This window comes from Cupriavidus pauculus (assembly GCF_008801835.1).
In the GTDB taxonomy this organism is placed as follows: domain Bacteria; phylum Pseudomonadota; class Gammaproteobacteria; order Burkholderiales; family Burkholderiaceae; genus Cupriavidus; species Cupriavidus pauculus.
Genome location: NZ_VZOW01000001.1, coordinates 451,405 through 475,457 on the forward strand (window position 1 = coordinate 451,405; position 24,053 = coordinate 475,457).

Annotated in this window: 26 protein-coding genes; 12 read left to right on the forward strand and 14 right to left on the reverse strand. The window is 65.3% G+C overall.

The genetic code is table 11. The features are described 5' to 3' along the window. The first annotated feature begins 121 nt into the window (after positions 1 to 121). Genes F7R19_RS01930 through F7R19_RS01940 form a run of 3 tightly spaced genes read left to right on the forward strand, consistent with a single transcriptional unit; the run spans position 122 to position 2,429 of the window. Positions 122 to 1,141, forward strand: coding sequence for an acyl-CoA dehydrogenase (locus F7R19_RS01930; protein ID WP_150979188.1), 1,020 nt, complete (start codon positions 122 to 124; stop codon positions 1,139 to 1,141). Next, positions 1,138 to 1,746 (forward strand): class I SAM-dependent DNA methyltransferase, encoded by a 609-nt coding sequence (locus F7R19_RS01935; protein WP_150979189.1) that lies wholly within the window; start codon positions 1,138 to 1,140, stop codon positions 1,744 to 1,746. The genes F7R19_RS01930 and F7R19_RS01935 overlap by 4 nt, the downstream gene beginning before the upstream one ends. Continuing rightward, positions 1,743 to 2,429: a glycosyltransferase family 2 protein gene (locus F7R19_RS01940; RefSeq protein ID WP_150979190.1), complete on the forward strand. Its 687-nt coding sequence runs from the start codon at positions 1,743 to 1,745 to the stop codon at positions 2,427 to 2,429. Before F7R19_RS01935 ends, F7R19_RS01940 begins: the two co-directional genes overlap by 4 nt. A 45-nt stretch (positions 2,430 to 2,474) precedes the next feature. Here F7R19_RS01940 and F7R19_RS01945 read toward each other — a convergent pair whose 3' ends face one another. Both F7R19_RS01945 and F7R19_RS01950 read right to left on the reverse strand, forming a co-directional pair. Next, positions 2,475 to 3,002, reverse strand: a complete 528-nt coding sequence (locus F7R19_RS01945; protein WP_150979191.1) for a DUF421 domain-containing protein — start codon at positions 3,000 to 3,002, stop codon at positions 2,475 to 2,477. A gap of 31 nt (positions 3,003 to 3,033) precedes the next feature. Beyond that, positions 3,034 to 3,252: a DUF2188 domain-containing protein gene (locus F7R19_RS01950; RefSeq protein ID WP_061958397.1), complete on the reverse strand. Its 219-nt coding sequence runs from the start codon at positions 3,250 to 3,252 to the stop codon at positions 3,034 to 3,036. Between the two features lie 224 nt (positions 3,253 to 3,476). Here F7R19_RS01950 and F7R19_RS01955 point away from each other — a divergent pair, with 224 nt between their 5' ends. Further along, complete coding sequence (locus F7R19_RS01955) at positions 3,477 to 5,735, forward strand: catalase (RefSeq protein WP_150979192.1); 2,259 nt, start codon at positions 3,477 to 3,479, stop codon at positions 5,733 to 5,735. Between the two features lie 9 nt (positions 5,736 to 5,744). Here the strand turns inward: F7R19_RS01955 and F7R19_RS01960 are convergent, their stop codons facing one another. Together F7R19_RS01960 and F7R19_RS29640 are read right to left on the reverse strand one after the other, a co-directional pair. After that, positions 5,745 to 5,954, reverse strand: a complete 210-nt coding sequence (locus F7R19_RS01960) for a hypothetical protein (protein WP_150979193.1) — start codon at positions 5,952 to 5,954, stop codon at positions 5,745 to 5,747. Further along, positions 5,935 to 6,072 carry a hypothetical protein gene (locus F7R19_RS29640; RefSeq protein WP_157779551.1) on the reverse strand — a complete coding sequence of 46 codons (138 nt, stop codon included), beginning with the start codon at positions 6,070 to 6,072 and terminating at the stop codon, positions 5,935 to 5,937. The genes F7R19_RS01960 and F7R19_RS29640 overlap by 20 nt, the downstream gene beginning before the upstream one ends. A 418-nt stretch (positions 6,073 to 6,490) precedes the next feature. Between F7R19_RS29640 and F7R19_RS01965 the strand changes: the two genes are divergently transcribed. From F7R19_RS01965 to F7R19_RS01980, 4 genes are all read left to right on the forward strand, one after another. Then, complete coding sequence (locus F7R19_RS01965; protein WP_061958394.1) at positions 6,491 to 6,934, forward strand: thioesterase family protein; 444 nt, start codon at positions 6,491 to 6,493, stop codon at positions 6,932 to 6,934. Between the two features lie 106 nt (positions 6,935 to 7,040). Further along, complete coding sequence (locus F7R19_RS01970; RefSeq protein ID WP_150979194.1) at positions 7,041 to 7,541, forward strand: hypothetical protein; 501 nt, start codon at positions 7,041 to 7,043, stop codon at positions 7,539 to 7,541. A 291-nt stretch (positions 7,542 to 7,832) separates the two neighbouring features. Further along, positions 7,833 to 8,675 carry a lysophospholipid acyltransferase family protein gene (locus tag F7R19_RS01975; RefSeq protein WP_061958411.1) on the forward strand — a complete coding sequence of 281 codons (843 nt, stop codon included), beginning with the start codon at positions 7,833 to 7,835 and terminating at the stop codon, positions 8,673 to 8,675. Between the two features lie 188 nt (positions 8,676 to 8,863). Next, positions 8,864 to 9,439: a ProQ/FinO family protein gene (locus F7R19_RS01980; RefSeq protein WP_061958392.1), complete on the forward strand. Its 576-nt coding sequence runs from the start codon at positions 8,864 to 8,866 to the stop codon at positions 9,437 to 9,439. Between the two features lie 239 nt (positions 9,440 to 9,678). On the opposite strand, the gene F7R19_RS01985 is transcribed toward F7R19_RS01980, so the two are convergent. The 5 genes from F7R19_RS01985 to F7R19_RS02005 are packed head-to-tail and all read right to left on the reverse strand — an operon-like array spanning position 9,679 to position 15,784. Further along, complete coding sequence (locus F7R19_RS01985) at positions 9,679 to 10,497, reverse strand: enoyl-CoA hydratase (protein WP_150979195.1); 819 nt, start codon at positions 10,495 to 10,497, stop codon at positions 9,679 to 9,681. A 21-nt stretch (positions 10,498 to 10,518) separates the two neighbouring features. Then, positions 10,519 to 11,937, reverse strand: coding sequence for an aldehyde dehydrogenase family protein (locus F7R19_RS01990; protein ID WP_150979196.1), 1,419 nt, complete (start codon positions 11,935 to 11,937; stop codon positions 10,519 to 10,521). Beyond that, positions 11,934 to 12,704, reverse strand: a complete 771-nt coding sequence (locus F7R19_RS01995) for an enoyl-CoA hydratase/isomerase family protein (protein WP_061958388.1) — start codon at positions 12,702 to 12,704, stop codon at positions 11,934 to 11,936. Before F7R19_RS01995 ends, F7R19_RS01990 begins: the two co-directional genes overlap by 4 nt. 1 nt (position 12,705) lies before the next feature. After that, the gene (locus F7R19_RS02000; RefSeq protein ID WP_211922700.1) at positions 12,706 to 14,787 is read right to left on the reverse strand and encodes an acetate--CoA ligase family protein; all 2,082 of its coding nucleotides are present in this window, start codon (positions 14,785 to 14,787) and stop codon (positions 12,706 to 12,708) included. Beyond that, positions 14,780 to 15,784: a Bug family tripartite tricarboxylate transporter substrate binding protein gene (locus tag F7R19_RS02005; protein ID WP_150979198.1), complete on the reverse strand. Its 1,005-nt coding sequence runs from the start codon at positions 15,782 to 15,784 to the stop codon at positions 14,780 to 14,782. Before F7R19_RS02005 ends, F7R19_RS02000 begins: the two co-directional genes overlap by 8 nt. Positions 15,785 to 15,911: 127 nt before the next feature. Here F7R19_RS02005 and F7R19_RS02010 point away from each other — a divergent pair, with 127 nt between their 5' ends. Continuing rightward, a complete protein-coding gene (locus F7R19_RS02010) occupies positions 15,912 to 16,829 on the forward strand; it encodes a LysR family transcriptional regulator (protein WP_150979199.1) in 918 nt (305 codons plus the stop codon). A 195-nt stretch (positions 16,830 to 17,024) separates the two neighbouring features. Here F7R19_RS02010 and guaA read toward each other — a convergent pair whose 3' ends face one another. From guaA to guaB, 3 genes are all read right to left on the reverse strand, one after another. Further along, a complete protein-coding gene (guaA, locus tag F7R19_RS02015) occupies positions 17,025 to 18,644 on the reverse strand; it encodes a glutamine-hydrolyzing GMP synthase (RefSeq protein ID WP_150979200.1) in 1,620 nt (539 codons plus the stop codon). Further along, positions 18,619 to 19,284 (reverse strand): hypothetical protein, encoded by a 666-nt coding sequence (locus F7R19_RS02020; RefSeq protein ID WP_150979201.1) that lies wholly within the window; start codon positions 19,282 to 19,284, stop codon positions 18,619 to 18,621. The genes guaA and F7R19_RS02020 overlap by 26 nt, the downstream gene beginning before the upstream one ends. A gap of 93 nt (positions 19,285 to 19,377) precedes the next feature. Then, a complete protein-coding gene (gene guaB / locus F7R19_RS02025) occupies positions 19,378 to 20,841 on the reverse strand; it encodes an IMP dehydrogenase (protein ID WP_061958383.1) in 1,464 nt (487 codons plus the stop codon). A 112-nt stretch (positions 20,842 to 20,953) separates the two neighbouring features. Between guaB and F7R19_RS02030 the strand changes: the two genes are divergently transcribed. Continuing rightward, on the forward strand, positions 20,954 to 21,913 hold the full coding sequence (locus tag F7R19_RS02030) for a DMT family transporter (protein WP_150979202.1): 960 nt from the start codon (positions 20,954 to 20,956) through the stop codon (positions 21,911 to 21,913). Between the two features lie 95 nt (positions 21,914 to 22,008). Continuing rightward, positions 22,009 to 22,578, forward strand: a complete 570-nt coding sequence (locus tag F7R19_RS02035; RefSeq protein ID WP_150979203.1) for a DUF4124 domain-containing protein — start codon at positions 22,009 to 22,011, stop codon at positions 22,576 to 22,578. Between the two features lie 52 nt (positions 22,579 to 22,630). Here the strand turns inward: F7R19_RS02035 and F7R19_RS02040 are convergent, their stop codons facing one another. Together F7R19_RS02040 and F7R19_RS02045 are read right to left on the reverse strand one after the other, a co-directional pair. Beyond that, a complete protein-coding gene (locus tag F7R19_RS02040) occupies positions 22,631 to 22,996 on the reverse strand; it encodes an RnfH family protein (RefSeq protein ID WP_061958381.1) in 366 nt (121 codons plus the stop codon). Beyond that, positions 22,980 to 23,420: a type II toxin-antitoxin system RatA family toxin gene (locus tag F7R19_RS02045; protein WP_061958409.1), complete on the reverse strand. Its 441-nt coding sequence runs from the start codon at positions 23,418 to 23,420 to the stop codon at positions 22,980 to 22,982. The genes F7R19_RS02040 and F7R19_RS02045 overlap by 17 nt, the downstream gene beginning before the upstream one ends. A 176-nt stretch (positions 23,421 to 23,596) precedes the next feature. On the opposite strand from F7R19_RS02045, the gene smpB reads away from it, so the two are divergent. After that, positions 23,597 to 24,049 (forward strand): SsrA-binding protein SmpB, encoded by a 453-nt coding sequence (gene smpB, locus F7R19_RS02050; protein WP_061958380.1) that lies wholly within the window; start codon positions 23,597 to 23,599, stop codon positions 24,047 to 24,049. Positions 24,050 to 24,053: the final 4 nt, after the last annotated feature.

A 24,053-nucleotide genomic window follows, 5' to 3' on the forward strand; every position in this document is an offset into this window, starting at 1 on the left:
CGGCCCATTTCCCTTGTTTCACGACTCGCCCGCCACGCCGCAACCTCTGCGGCAGGGTCTGCACATCTGGCTGGCAGGGATCTTGCGATTTCCCGTTCCATTGAAACTTCTCACCGGTTCCATGGACGTTCGCGAAACCCTTGCCGCGCTGATCGGCGCCCATATGGGGCGCGAGGATGTTCCCCTGCCCGGCCGCGGCAGTACGGCGCAGCGCTGGTCGCTGTTCGCGCGGATCGCCGCCGAGCATGGCGCGGTCGCCATCAAGCTGTTCGAGGCCCATGCCGATGCGCTGGCGATTCTCGCGGAGCTGGCCGATGCGACCCCGCCGCGCGACACGCGATGGGCAGTGTGGGCGGCCGAGCCGCCCGACGCGCGTGTGCGCGCAAGCGCCTGCGCGGACACAGCCGCAGCACGCGCCGCCGCGCACGAACTCGCCGCCGCCATTGGGGTCACGGACGTCCGTCCCGTCGTGCTCGATGGCCGCAAGGCATGGTGTTCCGGCGCGCGCGGGGTATCGCACGCCTTGATCACTTGCGAGGATCGCGACCACGGCGCGTGGCTGGCCGCGATAGACCTGAACGGCGCGGGCGTCACGATTACCGACGAAGGCTGGCATGCCGTCGGCATGGCCGATACCGGCAGCGGCGACGTCCTGCTCGACAACTGTCCGGCGCTGCTGATCGGGCCGCCGCGTGGCTATGTGGAGCGCCCGGGCTTCTGGCACGGTGGCGCGGGCATCGCCGCGTGCTGGTATGGCGCGGTGCTGCCGATGGCGCACGCCGTGCGACAGGCCGTGCAGCGGCGTGGCGATGCGCATGCGGCCGCCCACCTCGGCGCTATCCACGGCGATCTGCATGCGGCCGCGGCATTGCTGCGTGAAACCGCCGCGTGGATCGACGCCCATCCCGACGCCGATGCATTCGTTCCAGCTATGCGGGCGCGCACCACGGTAGAGGCCGTAGTGCAGCGCGTGCTGCACCGCGCCGGCAGCGTGCTCGGCGCCGGCCCGCTTTGTCGCGATGCGCGCCTGGCCGCGCTGTTCGCCGACCTGCCGGTTTTCCTGCGCCAGAGCCATGCCGAGCGGGACCTTGCTGCGCTCGGCATGGCGCTGCGCGAAATCGATACGGACATCACGTTATGACGCCCGCGACGACGACGCCCACGTCCGATTTCGACGCGATCCTCGCGCAAGCGGATCCATGGGGATTCGAGTCACTCTGGTACGAAGCCCGCAAACGCGATGTGCTGATCGCGTGCCTGCCCGAACAGCGCTATGCGCGCGCGTTCGAAGCCGGGTGCGCCACGGGCATGCAGACCGAGCGGTTGGCGGCGCGCTGCGATGCGCTGCTGGCAGTCGACGTGGCACCACGTGCCATCGAACGCACGCGGGCGCGACTTGCTGACCAGCCTCACGTCGACGTGCGCGTTGCCGAGTTGCCGCGCGACTTTCCGGCAGGCCGGTTCGATCTGATCGTACTGAGCGAACTCGGCTACTTCTTCTCGCCGCAGGACTGGGCCGACACTGTGCAACGCGCCGCAGCGGCGCTGGCTGAAAACGGCACCATCGTGGCCTGCCACTGGTTGCGTCCGTTCGCGGAGCGCCGCATGCCGACCCGCCAGATCCATGCGGAGATCGCGCGGCAGCCGGGATTGCATCGCCATGTGCGCCATCTTGAGCCCGACTTTCTGCTGGAGGTGTGGTCGCGCAACGCCACGCCTCTGCGCCAGCGGGAGGCCGCGCGATGATCGGCGTCGTGGTGCCCGTGCATAACGAGGAGGCTTGCCTCGAAGGCTGCCTGATGGCGCTGAGCGCGGCCGCGCTGCATCCCGATCTCAACAGCGAACCGGTGCTGGTGGTGGTGGTGCTGGACGAATGCGATGACGATTCGCATGCGATCGCCCAACGCCACGCCACTACGCCGCTTATCTGCCTGTCGATCTCGGCGCGCAACGTCGGCATGGCGCGCCACACTGGCGCCGAATATTTGCTGGCGCGCGATGCGCGCTGGTTGGCGTTTACCGATGCGGACAGCCGCGTGGCGCCGGACTGGCTGGTTGCGCAGCTGGCGTTGCGTGCAGACGCCGTATGCGGGCTGGTCACCGTGGACGACTGGAGCGAACAGCCCGCACACGTGCCGGCGCGCTTTGCGGCGCGCTATCGCCCGGAAGACAACCACCGCCATGTTCACGGCGCCAACCTGGGCGTGTGTTCGCACGCCTATCGTCGCGCGGGCGGCTTTCCGCCGCATGCGACTAGCGAGGACGTGGCACTGGTTCAGCGCCTGATCGCCATCGACGCACAGATTGCCTGGAGCACGCAGCCGCGCGTCATCACCAGCGCACGTGCGCAGGGCCGCGCGCGCGGCGGCTTTGCCGATCATCTGGCGATGCTGGCCGCCCTATCGGCCGAGGCGATGCCGACGGATTGAACCGGGCGAGGCGACTTGCGACGCCCGCTTCATTGCGCGCCCGACTCAAGCCGCTTTGTCCTCCGACTTCTCCTTGCCTCGTTTCACGAACGTGACCTTGCCATTGCGCTCGACCACGATGCGCTCGACATCGGCAAGCGAATCCGATTGCAGCGACGCACGGATGTTCGCGGCGAGATCCTCCTCGCTGAGCATGGACCGCTGCATCGCGCTCCGGTCGAGGTTGCCGTGCTTGAGCAGATCGATGGCCGTGCCGCCCATCGCGCGATCGAGCCAGGGATGGCGGCTGGCCAGCCATCCAAGCAGACGATGCAGCGAGACCAGCATCAGCGCGGCGGCCAGCGTGGCACCCATCGGGCTCGCGCCAACAATCGCGCGCGACAGCACCGCGCCGAGCAACAGGATGATGCAGAGATCGAATGCGGTCTGCTGCGAAAACGCGCGCCGCCCCGCGCCGCGCAGCATGACCCATGCGGCGAAAAAGATCACCGCCGCGCGCAGCGCCATCTGATACCACGTCAGGTCGTTGCCGCGGCCAAACCAGTCGGAGAACTGCATCAGCGCGCTCGACATACGCCGATGACCTGCGTGCGTACGTGGCGCTCTAGCCGACGTAGCGCCGTGGATCGTGCTCAAACGAGCTGCGCGCGCGCACTTGCCCGTCGCGACCATGGATCAGCAATTCCACGTTGTCGCGCTGCGCTCGGGCCGTGCCGGCCTCGATCGCCTCGTCCTGCGTCGCGTAGAGCGTTCTGTGGCCGCTGCCGGCAGCTTCTACGGCCCAGCCCTCGCCCGCCGGCACGACATGGATGTTGGACGCCATTTTGGTTCTCCCTCGAATCCTTCGATGACAGCAGTGTTACGCGCACGCGAGCCATAACGCTATCGGTGGCGGTCTGACAAATCCACGGGATTTTCCAAGTGTGGTGCGCGACCTGTTGGTCGTCGATGCAGGCATGGCACGCATTCTGCGGAGGTACGCGTTTGCGCTGGACGCGCGAGCGGCCAGAACGGTCCTTTTTCACGCACGACAACGGAGATAACGCCATGCCGAAGCAACCGCCGAACAAGCAGACGCCACGGAAATCCGCCTCGCAAGGCGATGCCGCAACGCAGCAGGGAATCGCGCAGCACGATCCGAATCCCAGCCAGAACACCGCCGCCGGCAACAACAACGACGGCTCCTACGAAAGCGCGGTGGCGGATCGGCTCGCCAAGCGGCCCGCACGGCTCGGGTCGCCAAGTGTCGGCAACCTGGTGTCGAACGCCGGCAGGACGCTGACCACCAACCAGGGGCTGCAGATTCCGCAGGACGACGATTCGCTCAAGCTGGGATTGCGCGGCCCGACCCTGCTGGAAGATTTCCATCTTCGTGAAAAGATTACGCACTTCGACCACGAGCGCATTCCCGAGCGCGTGGTGCATGCGCGCGGTGCTGCGGCGCATGGTTACTTCGAGTTGACCGAATCGCTCGAAGACTACACAACCGCTGACCTATTCACGCGCGTCAATGAGAAGACGCCGGTCTTCGTCCGCTTTTCGACCGTTGCCGGCTCGCGCGGGTCGGCCGATCTGGCGCGCGACGTGCGCGGTTTTGCCACCAAGTTCTACACGCGGCAAGGCAATTTCGATCTGGTGGGCAACAACATCCCGGTGTTCTTCATCCAGGACGGCATCAAGTTTCCGGACTTCGTGCATTCGGTGAAGCCGGAACCGCACAATGAAATTCCGCAGGCCGCCTCGGCGCACGATACGTTCTGGGATTTCGTCTCGCTGCAGCCGGAATCGATGCATATGGTCCTCTGGACCATGTCCGGGCGCGCGATTCCCCGCAGCTTCCGCACCATGGAAGGTTTTGGCGTGCATACGTTCCGGCTGATCAACGCGAAAGGCGAAGCCACGCTGGTCAAATATCACTGGAAGCCGGTGGGCGGCGCGCATTCGCTGATCTGGGACGAGGCGCTCAAGATCAACGGCAAGGACCCCGATTTTCATCGGCGCGACCTGTGGGATTCGATCGAGGCGGGCCAGTATCCCGAGTACGAACTGGGCGTGCAACTGGTGCCCGAAACCGACATGCTCAAGCTCGGCTTCGACCTCCAGGATCCCACCAAGCTGATTCCCGAGGAACTGGTGCCGGTGCGCCGCATCGGCCGGATGGTGCTCGATCGCAACCCCGACAATTTCTTCGCCGAGACCGAACAGGTGGCCTTCCATCCGGGCCACATCCTGCCCGGCATGGATTTCACCAACGATCCGCTGCTGCATGCGCGGCTGTTCTCGTATATCGACACGCAGATCACGCGGCTTGGCGGCCCCAACTTCCACGAACTGCCGATCAACCGGCCGCTGTGCCCGGTGCACAACAACCAGCGCGACGGCTTTATGCGTCAAACCATCGTGCAGGGCAAGGAAAGCTACCAGCCCAATTCGGTCAGCGGCGGCTGTCCTTTCCTGGCTGGCGACGCCGACGCCTACCGGCATTTCCCCGCACCCGCCGAGGATGGCGCGATCAAGGCGCGAATCCGCAGCCAAACCTTTGCCGATCACTTCTCGCAGGCCAACCTGTTCTGGCGCAGCCAGTCCGATGTCGAACGCCAGCAGATCATCGCCGCCTATACCTTCGAGCTGTCCAAAGTGTCAGACCCGGCGATCCGGGCGCGCGTGGTCGGGCAAATCGTCCATATCGCGCCGGAACTGGCGGAAGGCGTAGCGCAAAACCTTGGCATCGAAGTGGAACCTGTCGGCGCCGACATCCAGATCAACGATTACGGCATCGACGCTTCGCCGGCACTGAGTCTCGACGCGCAGCCCAAGGGGGATATCACGGGCCGCAATATCGCCGTGCTGGTCAATGATGGCGTCGATGATGGCGCGATCGCCTCGCTGCAGAAGCTGGCCAGCGCGGCCCGCGCCAATATCCGCATCGTCGGTCCGCGCGCCAACAGCGTCACCACCGCAAGCGGCGCGTCGCTGCCGGTCGACCATGCGCTGTCGTCGGTGGGGTCCGTGCTGTTCGACGCCGTCTATGTGCCCGACGGCAAGGCGCCGCCGGCCGATCCCGATCCCGCAGCGCTGTTGTTCATCAGCGAGTCGTACAAGCACTACAAGGCGGTTGGCGCGGGCGGCAGCGGCGCGATGCTGGTGGCAGAGGCTGCGCGGCGCACGGGCATCGACGGCGGTTTTGCGGGCCCAGGGCTGATCGTGGCGAAAGCCGACAATGCCAAGCAGCATCAAGCCTTCCTGGACGCCGTCGGGCAGCATCGCTGGTGGCAACGTCCCGACGCCGAAAAGATTCCGGTCTGATTGGCGGCATCACGCCGGCGCGCTGGATGCGCCGGCGTGATGGCGTGCGATGCGGTTCAGGGGGTGCGGCGCGATGAATCCCACGAGTACCGCCACTTCGACGTCCTCCGCGTTGCCCGGTACGGCCTGCGTGGCATTGCGCCATCGCAGGCGTCGTCTGCAGGCAATCAGATGCGCCTGATCGGCAATCTCGTCATGCTTACCAGAGCGTGGCGACAAAGCCGACCACGATCAGCGCGATGCCGATCAGGAAGATCGGATGCGTCCAGGTGTAGCGGCGCGTGCCGCGCAACTGCTGCATTTTCTGGTTGCGATCCTGCACATCGTTGTGAAGCATGTTGTATCTCCATGGCGATGAGCCCGACGGCTCGACATCGCATCCACGTGCAGGATACGTGCCATGGGTATCCATCCCGCGGCATGCGCCACGCCGGGCCATAGCCGTGGCCCATGCCGACGTCGGGCAGGTAAAAATCGCCTCTCGTGTGGCAGATGTACTGGTAGCCCCTGCATTGCCGCCGCGCCGAGCCGCTCCTGTTTCGTCCGTCGCTTCATCCCCATGTCACGAACAATCCAAAGTCTCGCGCGGCTCGGGGACGCACTTTCCGCCTCAACCACGAGCCAGCCATGTGTTATCGGCTCTTTGCCGGGAGTCTGCCAATGGGCCGCCATTCGGTCAGCAACCCGGGAATCGTGGCGCGTATCGACTAAGATGTATGCCCTTTTCGATTTCCGCTGTTCCCGCAACGCTTGCCATGGCCCGCCTCAAACTCGATCTGCCCGCCGACCAGTTGTGCTTTTCCACCCATCTCACGGTACGTGTCACCGATATCAACGCGGCCAATCATCTGGCCAACGATTCGATGATTTCCATGATTTCGGAGGCGCGGGCCCGCTTCCTGTTTGAGTACGGCAGCGAAGGCGACCGGGTGGAAGGCGCCGGCATCATCGTCACCGATCTGGCGACGATGTACCGCAACGAGGCCCACGCGCGCGACCAGCTGTTGTTCGAAGTCGGCGTGATGGACTTCAACAAGTACGGCGGCGACATCATCTTCCGCATCACGCGGCCGCAGGATGGCGCCCTGATCGCCATGGCCAAATCCGGCTTTGTGTTCTTCGACTACGCCAGCAAGCGCGTCGTACCGATGCCGCAAGGCTTTGCCGCGCGTTTTCCCAAGGTCAACTGGGTCGCTTGATCCAATGCCCGGACGGCCCGGCCGCGCGTCCGGCAATCGGCCCGTCGCCTCATGCCTGTGCATGCAGCGCGCTGTGTCGTCCCTCACTCATTGAACACCCGCCGTTATGAATCAAAACCACGACAGCGCGCCGGAGACCGAATCTCCGCCGATCCATGAACCCAGGCTATGGCGCGACCGCGGCTGGACCGCGCGCGTCATCAAGAACGAAGATGGCGAAGGCTGGGCCGTCGAAATGATCCGCGATGGCAGTGCGGAACCCGCGTTGGTCGGTCCGTGGACCATGGGTCGCAACAAGGTCGATCCCAAGCCGCTCGATACGACGGCGCACCAGACGCTGGTGAAGACCGCCTCGGAGGTCATCCGCCGCCACGAGCAGCAACTGCATGCGCAGCTCAACAAGCAGGTGACCATCGAGATCGAATCGGACACGGTGACGGTAAAGCTGGCGATCACGCCCGACGAGTTCGAACCGTTTGCGACCCTGACGGCCGTCGGCGCCTTCGGTGACGTCCTTGCAACCGCGACCGTGCCGCCGGATTTCCGCCTGACTCGGGAAAGCGCCACGCGCTGGGCGACGGGCGGCTTTGCCGATATCCGGCGATAGCAGATTCGGGCAAAGCGACAAAAACCGGGTAAATCCAACACGCGTGCTACAGTTAGCGCCCTTACGTCTACGGCTGGCATGCCGCGTGGCGCAAACCGCCCCGAATTCGACGTGCCTGGGCTTGAATTTATATCGACGACTAATCGAGCCCGGCTGATGGATCGGGAATCCGCTTGCCGCCGCCGATCGCTCGCTTCTTGTCGCCCGCCCCCACATCGAGCACCGCGTGGGTTTTTCACCTTTCTCATGCGCGTGCTGCTTATGGATCCTCGTCCTCAGTCTTCGAATGATGTGCTCTGCACGTCGCTGCGCCTGTTTTCGGCGTTGCCGTTATCGGCAGTGCATATCGCCGGCCGCTTGCTGGGGCGTCTGGTGTACGCGCTGCCGGGCGGTTATCGGCGGCATCTGCGCAGCAATGCTTCCCAGGCCGGATTCAGCGATCCGGATTTTGCCCGGCAGGCCGCTGGCGAAACAGGCGCGATGATGACCGAACTGTCGCGCGTATGGTTCCGCAGCAAGGTCAGTCTGGACCAGGTGATCTGCGACGACTGGGCCGTGATCGAAGAGGCGCTGGCCGAAGGCCGCGGGCTGATCATGCTGACCCCGCACCTTGGCTGTTTCGAACTGGCCGCGCGCTATGCCGCAGAAAGGATCTCGCTGACGATCATGTTCCGTCCGCATCGCAAGGCAAAACTGCGCGGGCTGCTGCAATTCGTGCGCGATACGTCAAAGCTGAAGGCGGTGCCCGCCACGGCCCAGGGGGTTCGTTCATTCGTGCGCGCCTTGCGGCACGGCGAAGCGATTGGATTGCTGCCGGATCAGGCGCCCAAGGGGGATGGCGTCTGGGCGCCCTTCTTCGGCCGCATGGCCTACACGATCACGCTGCCCGGCAAGCTCGCTGCGCAGACCGGCGCGCCACTGATCGTGGCCGCGGGCGAACGTCTGCCGGATGGAAAGGGATGGCGCATGCACGTGAAGCGGCTGACCGGGCCGCTGCCCGAGACGGTCGAGGCGCAAGCCGCATGGATCAATGCGGAGCTGGAAGAGATGATCAGACGATTCCCTCTGCAATATTTGTGGGGATACAACCGGTTCAAGGTCCCCGCCGGGGTTTCGGCGCCCGCAGCCGCGTGAAGGCGCAGCGCCCGGCCGCGGCGCCCCGATAGCGACATCGATGGCATCGGCAGCGTCCGCCGATCGGCGACCGCCCCGGTTGCCTGCGCGGCGCCTGCTGGGTTGCTGCCGCGAGTCGGGTACACGCACAATCCACGGCGAAGCGCGCGCGGCTATAATCGGCGCAAACTTTTATTTGGCTTAAGGCGATGGGTTTCGAACAACTTGCAGCACTGAAGAAAGAACTGGCAGCAAAGGCAAAGCAGGCGGCGCAAGCCAAACGCGAAGCGCAGCCGTCGCGCGAATCGACGGCCAAGCCGGCACGCCCGCAACGCAAGCCAGGGGCCGGTGCGGCCAAGGCCGGCGGAGCGAAGGACGGCGCTGCAAAGGCTGGCGCAGCAAAAGCCGGCCCGACCAAACCTGTCGATCCAGTGGTCCAGACCATCGGCCGGCTGCAGAAGCGATTCCCTCAGGCATTTCCGAAAAAGCCGGCGCCCAAGGTGCCGCTCAAGATCGGCATCCTCGAGGACATCCTGCAACACGCGCAGGAACTGGGCCTGAGCGAGGCCGAATTACGCGATGCGATCCGCACGTGGTGCCGCGGCGCCCGCTACTGGATCGCTCTTGTGGAAGGCGCCCCGCGCCTGGATCTGACGGGGCAGCCGCAAGGCAGCGTCACGCAGGCCGACGCGCGACGCGCTCAGTATCTGCAGAACCGACGCCCCAAACCCGCGCCCGAAGCCGCCGCCGCAGCGCCGGCGAGCGAGCCGCCTGCCTCGGAGTAACGATCGGCATAACTGCCGGCCTCAGCGATCGGTTGCCGGCTGCCCCGGCAACCGGCACCACATCCGTCGCCGAATGCCCGGCCGCGTGGCGCGACGACAGGTCCAGGCTGTTCCATATTTTCTGGAACGACGCCAAGCCCATGATCTTCCAGTTCCAAATCGCAACGCCGCACGAGATTGCTGAGACCGAGGCAGTCACGATTGCCGCCTTTGCCGATACGGCCACGTAAATAGTCGCCTCACCTTCCGGTAAACCTCGCCGGACGCCGTTCGATGAAGTGCGACACACCTTCCGTGAAATCCTCGCTCTGGATGCTCTCGAACATTTCGGCGTTGGCCAGTTGCGTGGCTTCCGCCAGCGTCTGGAACGGTTGCTCCCAGAGTTGGCGCTTCATTACGCCGATCGAGCGTGGCGAAACGTTTTCGGCCAGATCGTCCGCATAGGCCAGCGTACTGGCCATCAGGCTGTCGGACTCGTATAGGCGGTCCACCAGCCCCATCTGCAGCGCCTCCTGCGCGGTGACTTTGCGAGCGGAGTACAGCAGGTCCGCCGCATGGCCTGGCCCCACCACGCGCGGCAGCAGCCACGCGATGCCGTGCTCGGCAATCAGGCCACGCCGTGCGAAGGCTGTGTTGAATGCCGCCCGGCTACTGGCGAAGCGCATGTCGCTGTACAGCGCGAAGACGAGTCCCAGCCCCGCCGCCGCGCCATTGATCGCCGCGATCACCGGTTTTCGCATCGCCGGAAAGTATCCGTAGCGGGACTGGTAGTCGGCGCGCCGGTTCATGTCGTACGGCCGCATCCATTGCGCCGCGCGGATATCGCCTGGCGGCAGTATCTCAAGTTCGTTGATGTCCATGCCCGCGCAAAAGCCCTTGCCGGCGCCGGTCAACACCACCACGCGGATGGTGTCGTCGCGGTCCGCCGCTTCCATGGCGTCGCGCAGTTCGGCCTCCATCACCTTGGTCAAGGCATTGAGCTTGTCCGGCCGGTTCATGGTGATGATGGCGACATGATCGTTCCGCTCGGAACGGGTCACCGTGATTTCCTGGTACATGCTGGAATTCCTGGAATTGGCTTACTGTGGAAACTGGACCGCGCGTGGCTCCAGGAACTCTTCGAGTCCGTAGACGCCGCCTTCACGCCCGACGCCGGACATGCCGAATCCACCGAATGGCGCGGCGGCGTTGAACCGCGCACCGTTGATATCCACCTGCCCCGCGCGCAGTTGATCGGCCACCGCCTCGGCGCTCGCGTCATCGGCTGCCCAGACGGTGGCGGCCAGCCCGTAGCGAGTGCCGTTTGCCTGCGCAATCGCTTCGTTGACGGTGTCATAGCAGAGCACGGCCAGCACCGGGCCAAAGATCTCCTCGGTGGCCAGGCGGCTGTCCGGCGATACGTTGCCGTAGACGGTCGGGGCCACGAAGTAGCCGCGCCCCGGGACGGCGGCATCGGGGCCACCGGCGATGCGCTCGAAGCCGGCCCGCTCCGCCTCGGCGATATGGGCCAGCACGCGCTGGCGCTGCAAGGCGGACAGCAGCGGGCCCACGCGAGTCGCGCCATCAGCCGGATCGCCCAACACCATGCCGGCGACGGCGTCCGCCAATAACGTGCGGCATTGCGGATAGTCGGCCCGGGGAACGATCAGGCGCGTGGTCGCGCTGCAGGTCTGTCCGGCATTGAGAAAGCACGAAGCGACAGTTGCCTTGACCGCGCGGGCGAGGTCGGCGCCGGGCAGCACGATGGCTGGCGACTTGCCGCCCAGTTCCATCGACACGCGCTTCATGTCGCCCGCTGCCAGCGCTGCCACCTTGCGGCCGACCTGCGTCGAGCCGGTGAACGACACCATCTGCACACCGGGATGCGTCACCAGTGCCTCGCCCACTTCGCCGTCGCCCCAGACGATGTTCAACACGCCCGGCGGCATGCCAGCCTGCTCGCACGCCGACATCAGGTGCGCCGCGGCTGCCGGCGCCAGTTCCGAGGGTTTCAGCACCACCGTGCACCCCGCCAGCAGGGCGGGCGCGAGCTTGCCGGTGATCTGGTGCAGCGGATAGTTCCAGGGTGTGATGGCGGCCACCACGCCCACGGGCATCATCGTGACCCGCGAGTGACCGACTTCGCGCACGAAGGCGAAGGTGCCCGCCAGAGCCGCCGTGGCACGCCAGGCGGCGACAGGTGCATCCACCTGGATGCGCTGTGCCAGCTTCAGCGGCATGCCAACTTCCCGCGAGATCTGTTGTGCCAGCGCCTGGCCGGTAAGCTCCAGCGCATCGGCAACGGCGCGCAGCACCGCCGCACGGGCATGCACGCCTAGCCGTTGCCATGCGGCCAGCGCGCGCGCGGCGGCCTTGACTGCCTGGTCGACGTCGCGGGCGTTGCCAAGATGCACGTCGCCCAATGGGGCTTCTGTCGCGGCGTCATGAATGCGCACGGTCCTGCCATCGGAAACCGCACATCGCTGGCCATCGATGAAGTGTTGGTTCCACTCGATCATTGTTTTTCCTTCGCATTGCGTTGGCTGAGAAATTCGGCCATTACGCGCTGTGGTTCGCCATCGGCATAGCATTCAAGCTGCGCGCGGATGCCCGCCACGCAGGCGTCGTCAAAGCCTGGCTGGGTCATGGCGCGCAAGCGCTGCTTCGACAAGCGTACCGACGTCGGAGGCAACGACGCGAGCGAACGCGCGCGCGCCAGCGCGGCATCCATCAATTCGGCCTCGGCATGCAATGCCGTTACCAGGCCGATTTCGTAGGCACGCTGCCCGGACACCAGTTCGCCAGACAGCGACATCTGCACGTTATGCGTGTGTCCCACGTGCAACGTCATCAGGTACGAGCCGACGATGCTGGCCAAGCCCGCCTTTACCTCGGGCTGTCCCCAGCGGCTGTCCGGCGTGGTCAGCCGCCAGTCCGCGCACAGCGCCAGCTGGAACCCGGCGCCTGCGGCCACGCCCTGCACTGCAGCTACGCAAGGCTTGTCGAGATCGCGCACGGCCTGGTACATCGCCCGCTGGCGATTGAGCCACGGCACGATCTGCTGCCATGTCACCGCGGCGGCTTCGTCCAGGTCCTGGCCAGCGCAGAACGCGCGCCCACCCGCCCCGGTCAGCACCACCGCCCGCACGGACGTATCGGCATTGAGGCGGCCCAGCGCGGCGATCAATTCGCCGCGCAGCGCATCGTTGACGGCATTCATGCGCGCCGGCCGGTTTAGTGTGACGACGGCCAGGCTGCCATCGCGCTCCACAAGCACAGGTTCCATATCAGGCTCCATGAAGTTCCACCACGGCGTCGACGGCCAGGACGCCCTCGCCCGCGGCCATCACCATCATGGGATTGATGTCGACCGACTTCAGCGCGCCGCGATGGCGCAGCGCCCAGTTGCCGAGCGCCACGGCTGCCGAGGCCAGCGCATCGAGGTCCAGCGCGGGGATGTCGCGGTAGCCATCGAACAGCGGCGCCAGCCGCAGCCGCGCGCAAGCCGCCTTCGCCTGCGCCACGTTGAACGGCGCCAGCAACGTGACAATGTCCTTGCGCAACTCGAGCAGCGTGCCGCCCTCGCCGATCATCACGAGCGGCCCGAACACGGGATCGACCGATACCCCCAGCGCAAACTCATGGCGCCCCTTGACCATCGGCGCCACCACCACGCGCGGGGCGTCCACGCCCAGGACACCCAGCGTGGCCAGGCAGTCTTCGGCGGCCTGCGCCACGGCGGGTACATCGGACAGCCGCAGGCGCACCAGTCCGTGCTCGCTCTTATGCGGGACCTCGGCAGCGCAGCCCTTGACCACGACCGGCCCGCCACCGAGCGCAGCAAACGCGGCCACCGCTTCGCTGGCGCTTGCGCAGAAGCGATACGGCACTACCGGGACGCCGGCTTCGGCCAACAGCGACAGGCTGCGAGCCTCATCCTGCAGGCCGTGGCCCGGCAGTGGCTGCGCGGCCGGAGGCACGCAATCCTCGGCAGCGGCCTCCAGCCGTGCATGGGCGGCGTACTGGGCCAACGCGGCAATCGCATCGGCCTCGGTCACAAAGGTGGGCACGCCATGGCGCACGAAGACCTCGCGCACCGACCCTTGCGGCGCGCTGGCCACCAGCGGCTTGCCCAGCCGCTCGCTAAAAGCGGCCGCATCGCGGGCCAGCGCCTCCACGTCGTAGCCCGGGCCCGCCACGGGGATGCCGACCATGACCATATCGGCCTGCGGATCAGCGCCCAGCGCATCGAGCACACGCGGGAACATGTCACCGTGGCCCATCAGTGCCGCCGTCATGTCCAGCGGATTATTCGCGGTACCGAATTCAGGCAGGATGGCGCCAAGCCGGTCCAGCGTTTCCGGCTGCAACTCCGTCAGCGGCAAGTCGTGGCGCTCCGCCAAGTCCGCCGCCATCACGCCGACGGCGCCGCTATGGCTCATCACCACGGTGCGGCCTTGCCCCGGTGTGCGGTTTTGCAGGTAGAGCGGCACGGCACGCACCAGTTCGCCGATGTCGCCGGCCCGCCAGATACCGTGACGCGCCAGAAAGGCGTCGATGGCCGCATCGTTGCCAACCAGCGCGCCGGTATGCGATGCCGCCGCGCGCGCGCCGCGCTGGCTGTTGCCGGCCTTGATCGCCACGATACTGACGCCACGGCTACGCGCCAGCGCGGCGGCACGGGCCAGTGCAGCCGGGTCCGAGATCGATTCCAGGTAGACCAGGATCAACCGCACCTCCGGGTCTTCGGCGACGGCACAGGTCATGGCACAGGCGTCCAGGTCTGCGTCGTTGCCGGTCGCAACCAGATAGCGCACGCCAAATCCGGCCTGACGCAGCAACGCATAGGGCATGACGCTGGCCGCGCCGCTCTGGCTGATGATGGCGATGGGTCCATCCTGGGGCGCCACCTCCATGAACATCGTCGAGAAATTCAGCACGGCGCCGCTCGCGAAATTGGCCGTGCCCTGCGCATTCGGGCCCACCAGCCGCATGCCGCCCGCATTCGCCACGTCCACCAGTTGTTGCTGGCGCTGCCGCCCGGCCTCGCCGGTTTCGGCAAACCCCGACGCCATGATGACCGCCGCCTTGACCCCGGCCTCGGCGCAGACCCGTACCTGCTCCAAGGTGGCATCACCCGATACCGCGATGACCACCGCGTCTGGCGTTTTTCCGATGGCGTCGAGCGTGGGATACGCGCGATAGCCCTGGATCGTGTCGCGCCCTGGATTTACCGGAAACACCTCACCCTGGTAGCCGAACTGGCGTAGGTAGTGGATCGGCCGGCCGCCCACCTTGTTGGGATTGTCCGAGGCGCCGATGACGGCCACCGAGGCCGGCGCAAACAGCGCGTTGAAGGTCTCAGTCAAGGGTCGCTCCCGATGCCTTGACCACGGGCGACCACTTGGCTGCGTCATGCTGGACCAGCTTTGCGAAATCGGCAGGCGTGCCCGGCAGTGGCCGCGCTCCCAGGGCGGCCAGTTGGCGCTGCACGTCGGCTTGCGCCAGTACTTTCTGCAGCTCGCCGTTGAGTTGGTGGATCACTTCCGGCGGCGTGCCTTTGGGCGCTGAGAGTCCGAACCAAATGGTGACGTCAAACCCCGGCAGCCCGGACTCGGCGATCGTCGGCACCTTGGGCAGCGTTTCCGAGCGCGTCGGGCCGCTCACGCCCAGTGCCTTGACCTTGCCGCTGCCGATGTACTGCACCTGGCTCGAGACCGTATCGAACATCATCGAGATACGCCCGCCCAGCAGGTCTGTAAATGCAGCGGCCGAGCCCTTGTAAGGCACGTGGACGATATCGATGCCAGCCATCGACTTGAACAGTTCGCCAGACAGGTGATTGGAGCTGCCGTTGCCGGCGGAGCCAAAGGTCAGGGAGCCCGGCTTCTGTTTTGCCAGCGCCACGAGTTCCTTGACGCTGGCGACCGGCAGGCTGTTGGGCACCACCAGCACGTTCACCGTAGACGCCACCGAGCCCACCGCATCGAACGCTTTGACCGGGTCGACCTTCATCGACCGATAGAGCGACGGGTTGATGGCCATGGTGCCTGTGGTGGCGAAGAACAGCGTATAGCCATCGGGCGCTGCGCCAGCCGCCGCTTCGGTGGCGATCGTGCCGCCCGCGCCGCCGCGGTTGTCGACGATCACCGGCTGGCCAAGCTGCTGCGAAAGATGCTGCCCGATCAGCCGTGCCATGGCGTCGGTTGGGCCGCCCGCCGGAAACGGCACAATCAGTCGGACCGGCTTGGTGGGATAGCCGGCGGCCGCGTGCGCCATGGCGCCGAACGCCAGCGGCGCCATGGCCAGCGCCAACGCGCATAACGGCCGGCGCAGCGCCCCCCATATCTTCGGAAAGGTTCGCATCTTGTCTCCATATCGTTGGTCGCCCCTCTCTGCATGGAGGGATGACCGCAGTGTAGGGAGACTTCAGCCGACGCAAAAGCGTATAGTCTGCGATACCTGATATCCATTTTTTGGATGGCTGCAGAAAATGAATCTAAAACAGCTGGAAACCGTGGCGCTGGTGGCGGAACTTGGGTCGCTCTCGCGCGCGGCGCGGGCGATGGGGACCGCCCAATCGCTGGTCAGCCGCGCGATTGCGCAGATCGAGTCCGAATGGGGCGACCGACTGTTCGAGCGGACCGGACGGGGCGTGGTCCTGTCCGAGTTCGGCAAGCGCGTCTTGCCGGAAATCGAGCTGCTGCTGGTGCAGTCGGCACGCTTGCATGACGAGGTGCGCAATGCGGCCGGCGTGCCGACTGGCATCGTACGGATCGGGGTGTTGCCTTCGATGACCCGACGGCTGATTCCGGCGCTATTTGAGGATCTGACGATCACCGCGCCGGGTGTGCGGCTGCGCGTCAGTGAGGGATTTAGCGGCCAGCTCGACGAACAGCTCGATTCCGGCCATCTCGACCTGGCCGTCATCAACCGCTACGGACCCAGTCCGCGCCAGAACGAAGACGTGCTCGCCAACGTGACCACCTATCTGATCGGCAAACCCGACCATCCGCTGGCAAGCCGGCGCACCGTCGATTTCAGACAGCTCGATGGCGTGCCGCTGGTATTGCCGCCCGCCCCCAATGGCTTGCGCTCGATCCTGGACCAGCATGCCCGGCAGCAAGGCGTGACGCTGGACGTGGCACTGGAAGTGGAATCGCTCAATACGATGAAGGAGGTGGCGCTATCGGGTCACGCCCTGACCATCCTGCCCGAACTGGCCGTGGATCGTGAAATCGGCACCGGACAGCTGGCTGCGGCCGAAATCGTCGAGCCGCGGCTGACACGCTCGATCAGCTTGGCGCTGACCCAGCATCATCCGCTGTCGCGAGCGGCCCGTTTGGTGCTGTCACGTCTGCACGGCCTGGTGCCGCGCGTGGCCAGCGGTGATTGGCCACGGTCGCAGTGACGACGTCCGGTTTCTTTGAAAACAAAAAAGATCACTAAACAGTGACCTTTTTTGGAATGGCAAACCTCCGGCCGGTGCCGCAATCGCTTCGGAATCGGTGGACGGGAATTCTTTGAGCCCAGCCTCCGGTTCTTACGGCAGGCTTTCTCGCCGACTTGTTTCGCTAGCCGGCGATAGCCCCGGAAGTACCTGATTTCACTCCCACTCGATTGTCGCAGGCGGCTTGCCCGATACGTCGTAGACGACGCGGTTCAGGCCGCGGACTTCGTTGATGATGCGGTTCGAGCAGCGGCCGAGCAGCGCATACGGCAGGTGCGCCCAGTGTGCGGTCATGAAATCGGTGGTCTGCACGGCGCGCAGTGCCACGACGTAATCGTACGTGCGGCCATCGCCCATCACGCCTACCGACTTGACCGGCAGGAACACGGCGAATGCCTGGCTGGTCAGGTCATACCAGCTCTTGCCTACCTGATGCGGCTCGCACAGACCAGCGGCTGCATCCTGCTCGGTCGCGATGGTCTTGCGCAGTTCCTCGATGAAGATGGCGTCCGCGCGGCGCAGCAGTTCCGCGTAATCGCGCTTGACCTCGCCCAGGATCCGCACGCCAAGGCCCGGGCCCGGGAACGGATGGCGGTAGACCATCTCGGGCGGCAGGCCCAGCGCCACGCCGAGTTCGCGCACTTCGTCCTTGAACAGGTCGCGCAGCGGCTCCAGCAGCTTCAGGCCGAGGGTCTCCGGCAGGCCGCCCACGTTGTGGTGGCTCTTGATGGTGGTGGCTTTCTTGGTCTTGGTGCCGCCCGATTCCACCACGTCCGGGTAGATCGTGCCCTGCGCCAGCCATTTGGCATTGCTGAGCTTTTTGGCTTCGGCCTGGAACACTTCCACGAATTCGCGGCCGATGATCTTGCGCTTCTGCTCGGGGTCGGTCACGCCGGCCAGATGGCCCAGGAACTGTTCCGAAGCATCGATGTGGACGACCTTCGCGTGCAGGCGGCCCGCGAACATGTCCATCACCATCTTGCCCTCGTCGAGCCGCAGCAAGCCGTGGTCGACGAACACGCAGGTCAGTTGGTCGCCGATCGCGCGGTGGATCAGCGCCGCCGCCACCGACGAATCGACGCCGCCGGACAGGCCCAGGATCACTTCCTCATCGCCCACCTGCTCGCGGATCTTTTGCACGGCTTCGGTGATGTGGTCGCGCATCACCCAGTCGGCCTTCGCACCGGCGATCTGCAGTACGAAGCGCTCGAGCATCTCGCGGCCCTTCGACGTGTGCGTGACTTCGGGGTGGAACTGCACCGCATAATAACCGCGCGCCTCGTCGGCCATGCCGGCGATCGGGCAGCTCGGCGTCGATGCCATCAGCTTGAAGCCATCGGGCAGCGCCGTGACCTTGTCGCCGTGGCTCATCCAGACCTTGAGCATGCCGTGACCTTCCGGCGTGCTGAAATCCTCGATGCCCTTGAGCAGATTGGTATGGCCATGGGCGCGCACTTCCGCGTAGCCGAACTCGCGCGAATCGCTCCATTCCACCTTGCCGCCCAACTGCACGGCCATGGTCTGCATGCCATAGCAGATGCCCAGGACGGGCACGCCGAGATCCCACACCGCCTGCGGCGCGCGCAGCTGATGGTCTTCGTACGTGCTGGCGTGGCTGCCGGACAGGATCACGCCCTTGGGCGCGAACTCGCGGACGAACTCGTCGCTGACGTCGTTGGGGTGGATCTCGCAGTAGACGTGTGCTTCGCGAACGCGGCGCGCGATCAGCTGCGTGACTTGCGAGCCGAAATCAAGAATGAGGATTTTGTCGTGCATGATGAGCCGTTGGCAGTGCGTCCGGATCGGGTTCGGGCATCACCTCGGTGCCCGGACCATAGCCGGGCGGCGGCGTGATGACCGGCTCGCGCCGGTATTCGGGAGATACGGTGGATGCGTTGGCGCGCGCCGGACGGGCCGCGCCAACATCGGCGACGTCGGTGACGTCACGGACATCGTTCGGATGGTAGACAGCAGTTGCGCGTGCGTCGCGCTCGGCCTTGGCCTGGTCGGCCAGCACGCGCTCGCGCAGCCGCACCTTCTTGGCAGATGGAATCTGCACGATGGCGAAGAACAGCATCATCGCGGCCAGCGTGAGCAGCCAGACCTTGCCGGCGCCCTGCACGGGCATATCGAGGAACAGCGTCCAGACAGCGATCATGATGGCGCTGACCAGATTGGTATAGCCCACCGTGCGGGCCACGGGCACCGTCAACTGCCCATTGATGGTGGCCAGGAACAGCAGCCATGACAGGCCGATCGTTGCCACGCCCAGCAACTGCCCGAACAGGGCCGGTTGGGCCGGGGGCAATTGCAGCGCGGCGTACAGCGTGGAAAAAGGCGACATCAGCAGCAGGATGCCGAGCAGCAAGTGAAGCAGCGCATCGAAAAACAGCACGGCTCGCAGCAATACCTTCATGGGCGCTCCTTATTGCGGCGCGGCCGCGCGGCCCCGTCGACTTCAACGAAACCAGCGCGGCCGTGATGCCCTGTCGGGCGGGGCCAGATCGAATCAATCGATATGGTAGTTCGGCGCTTCCTTGGTGATCTGCACGTCATGCACGTGCGATTCGCGCATGCCGGCCGCAGTGATCTGCACGAACTCGGAAGTTTCGTGCCATTGCGGAATCGAGCTTGCGCCGCAGTAGCCCATCGACGCGCGAATGCCGCCGGTCAGCTGGTGGATGATCGCCTGCACCGGACCCTTGTAGGCCACGCGGCCTTCGATGCCTTCCGGCACCAGCTTGTCGACGTTGGCAGTGTTGTCTTCCTGGAAGTAGCGGTCCGCTGCGCCGTCCTTCATCGCGCCGACCGAACCCATGCCGCGGTAGCTCTTGAACGAACGGCCCTGGAACAGGAACACTTCGCCCGGCGCTTCCTCGGTGCCCGAGAACATGCCGCCCATCATCACCGTGTGGGCGCCTGCCGCCAGTGCCTTCGCCACGTCGCCCGAATAGCGGATACCGCCATCGGCGATCAGCGGCACGCCCGTGCCCTTCAGCGCCTCGGCAACGTTTGACACCGCGGTGATCTGGGGCACGCCGACGCCTGCCACGATACGCGTGGTGCAGATCGAGCCCGGGCCGATGCCGACCTTGACGCCGTCGGCGCCATGCTCGACCAGGGCCAGTGCCGCGGCGCCGGTGGCGATATTGCCGCCGACCACCTCGACCTGCGGGAAGTTCTGCTTGACCCAGCGCACGCGGTCCAGCACGCCCTGGCTATGTCCGTGCGCCGTGTCGACCACGATCACGTCCACGCCGGCCTTGACCAGCAATTCGACGCGTTCGTCGTTGTCCGGGCCCACACCGACCGCGGCGCCCACGCGCAACTGACCATGCGCATCCTTGCTGGCCAGCGGGTTGTCCACGGCTTTCTGGATGTCCTTCACGGTGATCAGGCCGCGCAGTTCGAACGCGCTGTTGACGACCAGCACGCGCTCCAGGCGGTGGCGGTTCATCAGCCGCTTGGCCTCGTCCAGCGGCGCGCCTTCGGCCACGGTCACGAGCTTTTCGCGCGGCGTCATCTTGGCGCGCACTGGCGCATCCAGTTCTTCTTCGAAGCGCAGATCGCGGTTGGTGATAATGCCGACGACGGTCTTGCCTTCCAGCACCGGAAAGCCCGAAATGCCATGCTGCTGCGACAGTGCGATCACATCGCGCACTTTCATGTCGGGCGAAATGGTGATCGGATCACGCAGGACGCCGGATTCGTAACGCTTTACGCGCGCGACTTCGCGGGCCTGATCGGCGGGCTTGAGGTTCTTGTGGACGATACCGATACCGCCGGCCTGCGCCATGGCAATCGCCAGGCGCGCTTCCGTCACCGTATCCATGGCGGCGGACAGCAGCGGAATGTTGAGTTCGATCGAACGGGTCAGGCGGGTGCGGAGGGAAACATCCCGAGGCAGGACGGCCGAATAGGCCGGGACGAGCAGCACATCATCAAACGTGAGTGCTTTCTGGACAAGACGCATAGCGAATCCTCTAGGCGCAAAAGCAGATTATACAGGAATGCAGGATTTGCTGATGCGTTCCTGCAAGGCCTTTGCTATTCTCGGCCACCTTTTCAAACGGGATCGGCGGAGCATGGGAATTGGCGTGTTGTGCGGCCTGCTGGCCGGCGCGTTCTGGGGCATGGTGTTTATCGCACCGAAGCTGCTGCCGGTGTTTTCGCCGTGGGAACTGGCGATCGGCCGCTACCTGGCGTACGGGGTGGTGGCGTTCGTCGCGGCGCTGCCGCTGATGCGCCGGATCGCGCGCAAGCTGACGCGCGCCGATTGCGCTGCCCTGCTGCGCCAGGCCTTTACCGGCAACCTGCTTTACTACGTGCTGCTGGCATTCGGCGTGCAGCTGGCGGGTGTGGGGCCGACATCGCTGATCATCGGCATCCTGCCGATTTCCGTAACGCTGATGGGACGGCGCGACCACGGCGCGGTGCCGCTGCAACGACTTGCGCTACCACTGCTCGTGGTGGGCGCGGGCATCGCCTGCATCAACATCGACCTGTTCGGCGGCGCAGGCGCTGCGCACGGCGCCGCGGCCGGCGAAATCGCGCGCCCAGTGTGGCAGAAGATTGCGGGCGTGCTGTGCGCGGTCGGCGCGCTGATTTGCTGGACGCTCTACGCGGTGGACAACGCACGATATCTGCAGCGCAACCCGCACTTCAGCGGCAACGAATGGTCCGCGCTGTACGGGCTGTCGACGGGACTGGTGTCGCTGGTGCTGGCCGCAATCGGCTGGGCCTTATTTGGCGACGCGCTGACCGCGGCTGACAGCGGGCGCGACTGGCGCTGGTTCTGGATGGTCAACGCGGCCGTTGCGCTCGGAGCGTCGCTTATTGGCAACAATCTCTGGAACATCTCGAGCCGTCGCCTTCCCCTGACGCTTTCCGGCCAGATGATCGTGTTCGAGACGCTATTCGCGCTGGCATACGGCTTTGTGTTCGACCACCGCTGGCCCCGGCCGCTGGAACTCGCCGCCATTGTGTTGCTGATGGTCGGCGTGGCATGGTCGGTCCGCTTGCACGCCACCGACAAGTCTCAGTAGACTGGCAGGCGATGCTGGCGGGATCACATCGAAGTCCACCCCCCCACTGGCGCCAGATGGACCATACAACCCGCTCGACTGCACCTGCACCCGCCATGACACGATCGTCCGCGCTGTACCTGCTGATCGCCGCAAGCCTGGCCACACCGGCCGCCGCGTTCGCGCAATGGCAATGGAAAGACGCCAACGGCCGGACGGTCTACAGTGACGTCCCGCCGCCGCCATCGGTGCCCGAGCGCGCCGTGATTTCCGCACCGGGCCGGCTTGCGGGCGCATATCGTCCGCTGGAGGACGAAGCGGGCAGGACCGACGCCAAAGCGGATGCCAACGCAAAACCGGACGCAAGGATGACCGGCAACGCGCCGCGCATGCAGCCCGTCAGCGCAAAGCCAAAATCCGAGAAATCGAGCGATCCCGACGAAGCGTTCCGGGAACGCCGCGACGCGCGTATCAAGGCCGATCTTGAAGCGGCAACCAAGGAACGCGAACAATTGGCACGGCAGCAAAAGTGCGAGGAAATGCGCAACTACGCCACGGGTCTGAGCCAGGGCCTGCGGGTGTCGCGTGTCGCTCCGGATGGTTCGCCGGTACGTCTCGATGGCGCCGAACGCGAAGCGGAACTTGCCCGCGCCAATGAATCGCTGAACCAGGCCTGCAGCGGCTGACGCAACTTTTCAACTGGATCGTGCCAACAGGAATGGCGTCAGGAAAAGCGTGTCAGGCGCCCTGTCCGCCGGTTCCGTCCCGGCGGCGCAGCCACTTCTGGCCTTCGCGCACACCGGACTGCCGCACCTTCTGCACACGCTTGCGGCGCGCGGTTTTTGGGTCCGCAGTGAGCGCCCGGTAGACCTCCACCCGGTCGCCCTCACGCACGATGGTGTCGAGCGTCTTGAGCTTGCCGTATATGCCGACCCGCGCCGTCGTGGGATCGACTTCCGGATGCGCTGTCGTCAAGCCGCTCAGTTGGATGGCATCAAGGATCGTCGTACCGGCCGCGACCGCGATCTCGCGCAGGAACACCGCATCCGGCAGCGCGTAGCAGACCGATAGCCGAATGTCGGCGCTTTCAGGACTGGCTGGCATAGACCACCTCGGCTCGCTTCACGAAGGCGTCGACAAAGGTATTGGCGATCATGCTGAACACGGGGCCAATGATCTTCTCCAGAATGACGCTGGAAAACTCGTAGTGCAGGTGGAATTCGATCTTGCACGCATCCGCGCGCAGCGGCGTGAAACGCCACGTCCCGTTGAAGGCCTTGAAAGGGCCGTCAGCAAACGTCATATCGATACGGGTTGGCCGTTCCTGCGTGTTGCGCGTGTGGAAATACTGCTTGATGCCGTTGAAATGAATGTGAATCTTGGCGTCGAGCAGCGTGTCGGTCTGCTCGAAGATCTCCACCCCGCCACACCAGGGCAGGAACTTGGGATAGTCTTCAACGCGCGTGACCAGGTCGTACATCTGTTCGGCCGAGAAACCGAGCAGGACGGATTTATGGACGTCTGCCATGTATTCGGGAAACTGGCCCCGTCCGGTCTGGGCCGAGGCGGAGCGGTTTGCTAAAATCATGATTTTAGCCGACGGCGGCCGATGCGGCACGCTGGGCGGCAACCACGGCATCACGCCACTGAACCACCGGCCGCTCGACCACGAGCGGCAACCTTGCCTAGGAACTCACCTCCCGCATGACGATCGCTGACAACAAGAAGGCCTTTTTCGACTACTTCATCGAAGAACGCTACGAGGCCGGGATCGTTCTGGAGGGCTGGGAAGTCAAGGCAATCCGCGCCGGCCGCGTGCAGATCAAGGAAGGCTACGTCGTCGTGCGAAATGCCGAGATGTACCTGATCGGCGCCCACATCAGCCCGTTGCAAAGCGCATCGACGCACGTAAAACCGGACCCCGTTCGGACCCGCAAGCTTCTGCTGAAGGCCGATGAGATCAAGAAACTCATTGGGAAAGTGGAACAGCGCGGCTACACCCTGGTGCCGCTGAACCTGCATTACACGCGCGGACGCGTCAAATGTGAGATCGGCCTGGGCAAGGGCAAGAAGCAATTCGACAAGCGCGAAACGGAGAAGAATCGAGACTGGCAGCGGGAAAAGGCGCGGATCATGAAAGGCGGCGAGAAGGAATAAGGTG